6 protein-coding genes and 1 pseudogene are annotated in these 8,472 nt (G+C 73.7%); all 7 read right to left on the bottom strand.

Going from position 1 to position 8,472, the window contains the following annotated elements:
* A pseudogene (locus ADK65_RS23585) lies at positions 1-484 on the bottom strand (hypothetical protein); the annotation flags it as partial.
* 676 nt (positions 485-1,160) lie between these two features.
* Positions 1,161-1,748, bottom strand: coding sequence for a hypothetical protein (locus ADK65_RS23580; RefSeq protein WP_053672369.1), 588 nt, complete (start codon positions 1,746-1,748; stop codon positions 1,161-1,163).
* A gap of 100 nt (positions 1,749-1,848) precedes the next feature.
* Complete coding sequence (locus ADK65_RS23575; RefSeq protein ID WP_053672368.1) at positions 1,849-3,153, bottom strand: MFS transporter; 1,305 nt, start codon at positions 3,151-3,153, stop codon at positions 1,849-1,851.
* A 23-nt stretch (positions 3,154-3,176) separates the two neighbouring features.
* Positions 3,177-4,646 carry a CitMHS family transporter gene (locus ADK65_RS23570; RefSeq protein ID WP_324614300.1) on the bottom strand — a complete coding sequence of 490 codons (1,470 nt, stop codon included), beginning with the start codon at positions 4,644-4,646 and terminating at the stop codon, positions 3,177-3,179.
* A 99-nt stretch (positions 4,647-4,745) separates the two neighbouring features.
* On the bottom strand, positions 4,746-7,013 hold the full coding sequence (locus tag ADK65_RS23565) for a molybdopterin oxidoreductase family protein (protein ID WP_053672360.1): 2,268 nt from the start codon (positions 7,011-7,013) through the stop codon (positions 4,746-4,748).
* A 93-nt stretch (positions 7,014-7,106) separates the two neighbouring features.
* Positions 7,107-7,727, bottom strand: coding sequence for a TetR/AcrR family transcriptional regulator (locus ADK65_RS23560; protein WP_053672359.1), 621 nt, complete (start codon positions 7,725-7,727; stop codon positions 7,107-7,109).
* Positions 7,724-8,410, bottom strand: coding sequence for a hypothetical protein (locus ADK65_RS39975; RefSeq protein ID WP_420709067.1), 687 nt, complete (start codon positions 8,408-8,410; stop codon positions 7,724-7,726). Before ADK65_RS39975 ends, ADK65_RS23560 begins: the two co-directional genes overlap by 4 nt.
* Between the last annotated feature and the right edge of the window lie 62 nt (positions 8,411-8,472).

Here is an 8,472-nt window from a genome sequence, read left to right as displayed (position 1 = left end):
GCCCGGGGGCGCGGGGCCCGGGGGTGGGCTTGGTGGGGCCGATGGGGCCAGTGGGGAGGGCAGCGGCACCTGGGGCTCGGGGCACGGCGGTCTTGCCTGGGCCGGGGGCGCCGGGCACGGCGGTCTTGCCCTGGCCGGGGGCGCCGGGCAGGGCGGTCGTGCCCCTGCCCGGGGTGCCGGGCGGGGCGGTCTTGCCCTGGCCGGGGGCGCCAGGCAGGGCAGTCGTGCCCGTACCTGGGGTGCCGGGCAAGGTGGTCTTGCCCTGGCCGGTGCCGGGCCGCCGGGCGTTCGTACCCGGGCCCGTGTCTGTGCCCGTAGCCGTGCCCTCACCCTCGCCCGACGCCTGTTCGGCCGCGTCCGATCCGGAGCCGGACGGGTGGGCGGCCGTGGTGAAGTCCGGTCGCAGGGCCGTGACCGTCGTCGCTCCGGGCTCTTCGCCCCGGTCCCAGCAGACTCCGGCCACCAGCAGCAGGGAGACGGCCATCACGATCGTCCGCGTCAGCCGGTAACCACGTGTCCGGTACCAGGGCCTGCGCGAGCGCCGCCGGGGCCGTCCCCGGGGCACGCCGACGGGCGCGGCGTACCGCCCCGCCGGGCCGGAGCCGGTCCCCGGCCCACGCCGGACCACCCGAGCCGCGCCGGGCCCGGCCCCACGCCGGAACTGCCGGACATCGTCAGGTCCGGTCCCGCGCCACCCCGACGGCACTCGGGCGACCCCCGCCCCGCCCCCGCGCCGGACGACCGGAGCGTCGGCAGGCCCGGAGCCGGGCCGGGCTCCGGGACCGGATCGGGCGCCCCGCCGGCCCCCGCGAGCCGCCCCGGGCCCGGCACCACCCCCGCGCCGCCCCCACGGCACATCGGCGAACCCTGAATCAGCTCCACGCCGGCCCCCGCGAACCGCCCCGGACCCGCGCCGCCCCGGCGGCAGATCGACGGAGCCGGAACCAGCCCGACGCCGAACCGCCGGAGCCGGCCCGGACCCGGAACCAACCCGGCGCCGGTCCGCCGGAGCCGCCCCGGACCCTGTACCGCCGCCCCGCCGATCCGCCGGGGCGGCGCCTGGCCCGGCGCCGCCTCCTCGCCGTCTCACCGCTCCGGCATCGGGCCCGAGCGCGCCACCGCCCCGCACCGGCCGGGCGGGACCCTCCGCGGAACCCGGCCTACGCGGCGCCATCGGGGCGGCGACGGAGACGGAACCAGACCGCCCCGGCGACGGCGGCCAGGCCGACCGCGGCCGCGCCGGTGACCGGCGTGAAGGCCTCGCTGCGGGCGATGCCGCCCCCGCCCGCGGGCGGACCGCCGACCGGCGTCGTCGGCTTGGAGGTGGGGCAGTCGACCTTGAACACCTTGAACTTGCCGGCACCGTGGGCCTGGTCGGTGAGCCACGTCAACTTGTACTGCCCGTTGGGCAGATTGACGGCCTCGGTACGGCCCATGCCGGTCGGGTCGGCGACGAAGCTGCCGGTGCGCGTGGCGCCGCCCGGGACCTCGGGCTGGGTCTGGATCGTCCAGTTGATCTGCTCACCCGCGTCGAAGTTGAACGCGGCGAGGTAGAAGTCGCAGACCTTCGGGTCGTTGCGCTGGTTGACCGCGGCCGTGGTGCTGGCGTGGATCTTGACGTCTCCGTTGTCCCCCGGGATGGGAGCGGCGACGGCGGACACCCCGCTCAGGGTGGTCCCTGCGACGGTGAGGGCGGCGAGGACGGCCGTGCGGGTACCGGCGCGGCGCGCGAGGGGTACGACGGGCATGAACATGCCTCCAAGTCAGATGATTTTCATACAAACACCTCGTCACCTGACTCTCTGGCACCTCACCGCCGAAAGGGCCGCAGCACCGCCCTACGACGCGTCAGATATCGCTCTTCCGGCGCAGCGGCGCCCCGCGCCCGAGGCCCCTCCGCACGCCGCGGCCCTCACCACCCGGCTTGTCCGGACCCTCCGCCCCGTCCGGCGCGTCCCGGCCGACCCGCTCACCCGGCTCGTCCGGCTCCCGCGGTGACCGCACGGCGACCCCGGAGGACAGCAGCAACAGCACCCCCAGCATCACGAACGGCGCCGCCGCACCCGCGACTCCGGCGATCAGTCCGGCCGCGGCGGGCGCGGCGACCTGGCCGAGCCGGTTGCCGGTCAGGCGCAGCGCGAGGGCCGTGGAACGGGCGTCGTCGGGGGCGGCCTGGACGACCGTCGTCATGGACAGCGGCTGACCGACACCGAGGCAGAAGCCGAGCGCGGCCAGCAGCAGTCCGAGCGCCCACACCGGCACCGGCAGGGCGATCGCCGTGCACAGCAGGGCCGCCAGCAGACAGGTGAGCGTGAGCAGCAGGGGCCGGCCGAGCAGCCGCAGCAGGGGCGTCAGCACCAGACGGCAGGCGATCGTCGCCGCGGCGCGCAGACTGAGCAGGACGCCGATCACGGACGGCGCGATGCCCCGGTGCTCGCCGACCACCGGCAGGTAGGCGGTCAGGATGTCGGTCGCGGACAGCACGGCCAGGCTGATGAGGATGCCCGCCGGCACCCCCCGGGTGCGCAGGATGCCGCGGACCGGGACCCGGGCCCCCTTGTCCGCGGTGGACGAGGATGCCGTACGGCGATGCTCGATGCGCCACAGCGAGGTGAACGCGACCGCCGCGGTCGCGCCCGCCGCGACCAGGGCGAGCGCGCTGCTCCCGGCCATGTCCTCGCCGCCGATCAGCGCACCCGCGGCGATGGGGCCGACCAGCTGGCCGAGGGCGGCGCCGATGGTGAAGTGGCCGAAGTTGCGGTCCTGCTCGTGTGGCGCGGACTGGCGGGCGACCAGGGACTGCGAGCCGATGACGAAGCACAGGTGCCCGAGGCCCATCACCCCGCTCCACAGGGCCATCGTCCACAGAGAACCGGCCACGCCGCTGAGGGCGCAGCCGCCGGCTATCAGCACCACGCCGACCGGCAGCAGGGGCGCGCAGCGGCCGTGGTCGGTGCGGCGGCCCAGGGGCACGGCGGCGAACAGGGGCAGCAGCGCGTACACACCGGCGATGACACCGACGGCGCGCTCGTCCGCGCCCAGCGCGAGGGCCCGGTAGGAGACGGCGGGCCGGGCCATCGACACCGCCCCCTGCGCGAAGCCGAAGGCGATGACGAGGCGGAGCAGCCAGCCGCGGTTCCCACCGGGCCTCACGACGACGTCCTCCATGAAGTGGCTCAGATGATCCCGAACAGCATGCCCGCGCCGAGGATGACCAGGCAGGTGAGGGCGGCCCACTTCACGACGAACCTGGTGTGGTCACCGAACTCGACCTTGGCCATGCCGACCAGGACGTAGACGGCGGGGACCAGCGGGCTGGACATGTGCAGCGGCTGGCCGACCAGCGAGGCGCGGGCCATCTCCAGCGGGGTGACCCCGTGCGCGGCACCCGCCTCGGCGAGGACGGGCAGGACACCGAAGTAGAAGCCGTCGTTCGACATGAAGTAGGTGAGCGGCAGGCTCAGGATGCCGGTGACGAGGGCCATGTGCGGGCCCATGCTGCCGGGGATGACGTCCACCATCCACTTGGCCATGTGGTCGACCATGCCGGTGCCCTGGAGGACGCCGGTGAAGACGGCGGCGGCGAAGACCATGCCGGAGACGTTCAGGACGTTGTCGGCGTGGGCGGCCAGGCGGGCCTTCTGGTCGGGGATGTGCGGGAAGTTCACCGAGAGGACGAGCGCGGCACCGATCAGGAACAGCACCGGGATCGGCAGCCACTCCATGATCATGGCGGTGAGCAGGCCGACCGTGAGCAGCGCGTTGAACCAGTACAGCTTGGGGCGCAGCGTGGCCCGGTTGGGGTCGAGGCCCTGGAAGGTGCCGTCGTCACCGGAGGCGGCGGAGCCCGTGGCACCGGCGGGGGTGTCCGTGCCGGAGCCTGCGGCGGCCGTGCCGCCCTTGCGCATCGAGACCTTGCCGTCGCCGGGGGCACCGGAGCCGACGAGGACCGTCTCGCTCTCCTTCTCCTCCTCCAGCACCTCGTCCAGCGTCAGCACGCCGAGCCGCCGGCGCTCACGCACGCCGAGCACGTAGGACAGGGCGAAGACGAAGGCCAGACCCACCAGGAGCGCCGGGATCATCGGGACGAAGATGTCGCTGGCGTCGACCTTCAGCGCGGTCGCGGCGCGGGCGGTCGGGCCGCCCCAGGGCAGGGTGTTCATCACACCGTTGGCCATGGCGGCGACACCGGTCATCACGACCAGGCTCATCTTCAGGCGCTTGTACAGCGGGTACATCGCCGAGACGGTGATCATGAAGGTGGTCGAGCCGTCGCCGTCCAGCGACACGATGGCGGCGAGCACGGCGGTGCCGACGACGATCCGCATCGGGTCGGCCTTACAGAATTTGAGGATTCCGCGGACGATCGGGTCGAAGAGACCGACGTCGATCATCACGCCGAAGTAGACGATCGCGAACATGAGCATCGCCGCGGTGGGGGCGAGGTCGGTCACGCCGTCGAGGACGTAGTCGCCGAGCTTGGCGCCCTTGCCGACGAACACGCAGAACAGCGCGGGAATCAGCACGAGCGCCGCGATCGGCGACATCTTCTTCATCATGATCAGGACCAGGAAGGTCGCGATCATGGCGAAGCCGAGGATGGTCAGCATGAGTGGATACCTAACGTTCGCCCTTGAACATCCCACCAGGGCCGGCGGTTCCCGAGACGTTAGGTCCCGTCAAGCAGCGTTAACAAGACGTTGACGTGCGAGCAATAAGCGCAAAACTGCTGGTCACAGCTTTGCTCAGGTCAGAGCGGTGAGCTTTTCGGTCACGGAGGCACATTCGGCCGGGCTCGCGGGGGTGACCTCGACGGGTACGCCGTTGAGGACCGCGTTGCCCGACAGCGGGTCGAGGAGGCGGCCGTCGAGGAGCTGGTTGACGTTGACGCCGGGGTTCTTGGAGGCGTGGCCGAGGCGGGTGCCGGGACGGTCGTGCCCCCAGCCGTGCGGCAGGCTCACCACGCCCGGGCGGACCGCGTCCGTCACCTCGGCGGGCGCGACGACCTCTCCCCCGGCGCCCTTCACGCGCACGGCCGCCCCGTCCTCGACGCCCAGCCGCTCGGCGTCCTCGGGATGCATGTGCAGGGTGCAGCGGTTGGAGCCGCCGGTGAGGGCGGGCACGTTGTGCATCCAGCTGTTGTTCGAGCGCAGATGGCGCCGGCCGACCAGGACGAGCCCCTCGGGGCGCTCGGCCAGGGCGGCGCGCAGCCGGGGCAGGTCGCCCGCGATCGGGCCCGGGAGCAGCTCCACCCGGCCGCTGCGGGTCTTCAGGGGCTGCGGCAGACGGGGCTGCAACGGGCCGAGGTCGATGCCGTGCGGGTGGGCGAGCAGCTTCTCCAGGCCGAGTCCGTCCGGCCGTGCGCCGAAGCCGTCGCCGTAGGGGCCGAGGCGCAGCATCATGTCGAGCCGGCGCTCCGGGCCGGTGTCGCCGGTGAGCCGGCCGGCGAGCTCGCGCGGGTCGCCGTCGTATACGGGCGAGTGCGGGTCCTTGACCGCCTTGCCGAGGGTCTGGTCGATGACCATTTGGTCGACGGCAGCGGGATCGGCCCCGTGCATACCGGTCACGGCCAGGATGAGGCGGGCCAGGATCTCCGTCTCGGCCATGCGGCCGGGCTCCAGGGGGATCGCCGGGCGGGTGTAGCGCACCTGGTTGCGCACGGCGAGGGTGTTGAAGGCGAAGTCGTGGTGGGGGCTCTGGGAGGGCGGCGGCGGGGGCAGGACCACATCGGCGTGGCGCGAGGTCTCGTTGAGGTACGGGTCGACGCTGACCATGAAGTCGAGCGAGTCGAGCGCCTTGTCGAGCCGGTCGCCGTCGGGCGCGGACAGCACGGGGTTGGCGGCGACCGCGATCAGCGCGCGTACCGGTTCGCCCTCCTCGGTGAGGGTGTCGATCTCCTCCGCGAGGGCCGACAAAGGCAGCTCGCCCTTGGCCTCGGGGTGCCGGCTCACGCGGGAGTGCCAGCGCCCGAGGGCGAAGCCGCGGCCGGGCCCGGCGGGGCGCGGGGTCTTGTCGGTGGCGGCCTGTGGGAAGAGCACGCCGCCGGGCCGGTCGAGGTTGCCGGTGAGGATGTTCAGGACGTCGACGAGCCAGCTGGCGAGGGTGCCGTGCGGGACGGTGCAGCTGCCGATGCGGCCGTAGACGGCGGCGGTCGGGGCGGCGGCCAGGTCGCGGGCGAGGGTGCGGATGACTCCGGCCTCGACGTCACAGGCCTCGGCGACGGCTTCGGGGGTGAACTCCGCCAGTTCCGCGTCCAGTTCCTCGATGCCCTGCGCCTGCGGGGTCGGGTCGGCGAGGCCCTCGTCGAGGAGCACCCGCGCCATCGCCGCCAGCAGCAGCGCGTCGGTGCCGGGCCGGACGGCGATGTGCCGGTCGGCGAGCTTCGCGGTGCGGGTACGCCGCGGGTCGATCACGACGAGGGTGCCGCCGCGGGCCTTGAGCGCCTTGAGTTTGCCCGGGAAGTCGGCGGCGGTGCACAGACTGCCGTTGGACTCCAGCGGGTTGGCGCCGATCAGGAGCAGATGGTCGGTGTGGTCGAGGTCGGGCACCGGGATGGCGTTCGCGTCGCCGAAGAGGAGTCCGCTGGAGACGTGCTTGGGCATCTGGTCGACCGTGGAGGCGGTGAAGACGCTGCGGGTGCCGAGCCCGGCGAGAAGGACGGGTGGGTAGAGGGCGCCGGCCATGGTGTGCACGTTGGGGTTGCCGAGCACGACCCCGACGGAGTGCGGGCCGTGGCGCTCCACGACGGGCCGGATGCCGGCCGCCACCGCGTCGAAGGCCTCCTCCCAGGTGGCCTCGCACAGCTCCCCGTCCCGGCGCACGAGCGGCGTGCGCAGCCGGTCGGGGTCGGAGTCGACCGCGCCGAAGGAGGCGCCCTTGGGGCAGATGAAACCCTTGCTGAAGACGTCGTCGCGGTCACCGCGGGCTTGGGTGACGCGCGTGCCCTCGATGGTGAGGGTCAGGCCGCAGGTGGCCTCGCACAAGGGGCAGATACGCAGGGCGGTGCGGGACACGGGTCCTCCCGGGACGGCGGCTACGGTGACGCACGGACGCGGCCGAGCATACCGACCGGTATGAACGGTGGGGAGGCCCTGGCGGGACCGGCTTCAGTCGAGCACCCGGGCCAGATAGGCCCGCAGCATCTCCCGTGCCTCGTCGATGATCCGCTCGTCCCCCTCCGGTGCCACCCGGAACGCCAGGTGCACGAGGGTGTCCGCGGTCTCGACCGCTATGAGGAAGACCCGCCGCAGATCGTCGTCGGGTTCGCGGTCCAGGTAGCCGGAGAGGAGGTCGGTGAGGCGGTCGGCGACGCGGTGGTTGGGTTCGGCCTGGCGGGCGCCGACCGGGATCTGGTTGCCGAAGTCGACGAGGGAGAAGCCGGGCGCGGTGCGCTTCATGTCCAGGTACTCGTCGAGCACGGCGTCCATGGCCGCGCGCCAGCCACCCTCGCCACCGGCGTCCCGCAGGCGCTGCGTGACGCGCTCGGAATACCGCTCCAGGTTGCGCTGGGCCAGGGCGTCCACCATCTGGCGCTTGTTGCCGAAGAAGCGGTAGACGGAGCCGATCGGGACCGAGGCCCGCTGGGCGACGGCACGGGTGCTCAGGGCGTCGTAGCCCACCTCGTCGAGCAGGTCGGCGCAGGCGTCGAGGATCCTGGTCAGGCGTTCGGCACTGCGCCGCTGCACGGGCGCGCGTCGGAGCGATGTCGCGTGGGGCACGTGCTTCATGATGCCCCTCGGCCGCGGTCCGGTGAACCTCGGCCCCCGGCCGCCTGTCGTTCACGCTCGGACGAAGCCCGCCCGTCGGCCGCGCCTCGTTCCCGGCCGGATGAAGCCCGCCCCCCGGCCGCCTCACGTCCGCGGTCCGGTGCGCCGAGGCCCCCGGATGACACTTGCTCGCCGTCCGGTGACCCGCGGCCGGCGTCCGCGCCCGGGGTCCGGGCCTTGCGCCGGGAGGCGGCGTCCGGCGTCACCCCCGGGCCCGGCTCCGACGCGGTGATGTCGGCCGTGCTCTCCACGGGTGTGCCGTCCACCGCCCACACGGTGCCGTCATCGGCTTGGAGACGAGCCGTGACGTGGTGCGTGCCGCGCGGCACGAGGCGGGCGTCCAGCCGGTAGGTGGAGGCGCGGAGCCGGGTCACGGGGCGGCCGTCGACGAAGAGGCGCGCGAGGCCGCGTCCGGCCACGGCGCGGGCCGCCGCGCCGGCCGGCGAGAAGCGGAAGTTCCGCACGGTCAGGCGCACGTCCCAGCCACCGGCCGCGTCGGGCTGCACCTCGATCCCGACATCGGGGGCGCCCTCGGGGTCCACCTCCCGCAGGGGCTGCCCGTCCCGGTCCCGGCCTTCGAGGATCTTGCCGACCGGTGCGGTCGACGCACCGCCCTCCCGGGCCTCACCGGTGCCGCAGCCCACGGACCCGGCCAGGAGGAGGACACAGCCCGCGAGCGCGGCGCAAAGTCTCCGTGTCCACGACA

Source organism: Streptomyces sp. NRRL B-1140 (genome assembly GCF_001280065.1).
Lineage (GTDB): Bacteria > Actinomycetota > Actinomycetes > Streptomycetales > Streptomycetaceae > Streptomyces.
The sequence above is the reverse complement of the archived record's forward strand: the minus strand, read 5'-3'. Positions and strand labels throughout refer to the sequence as shown.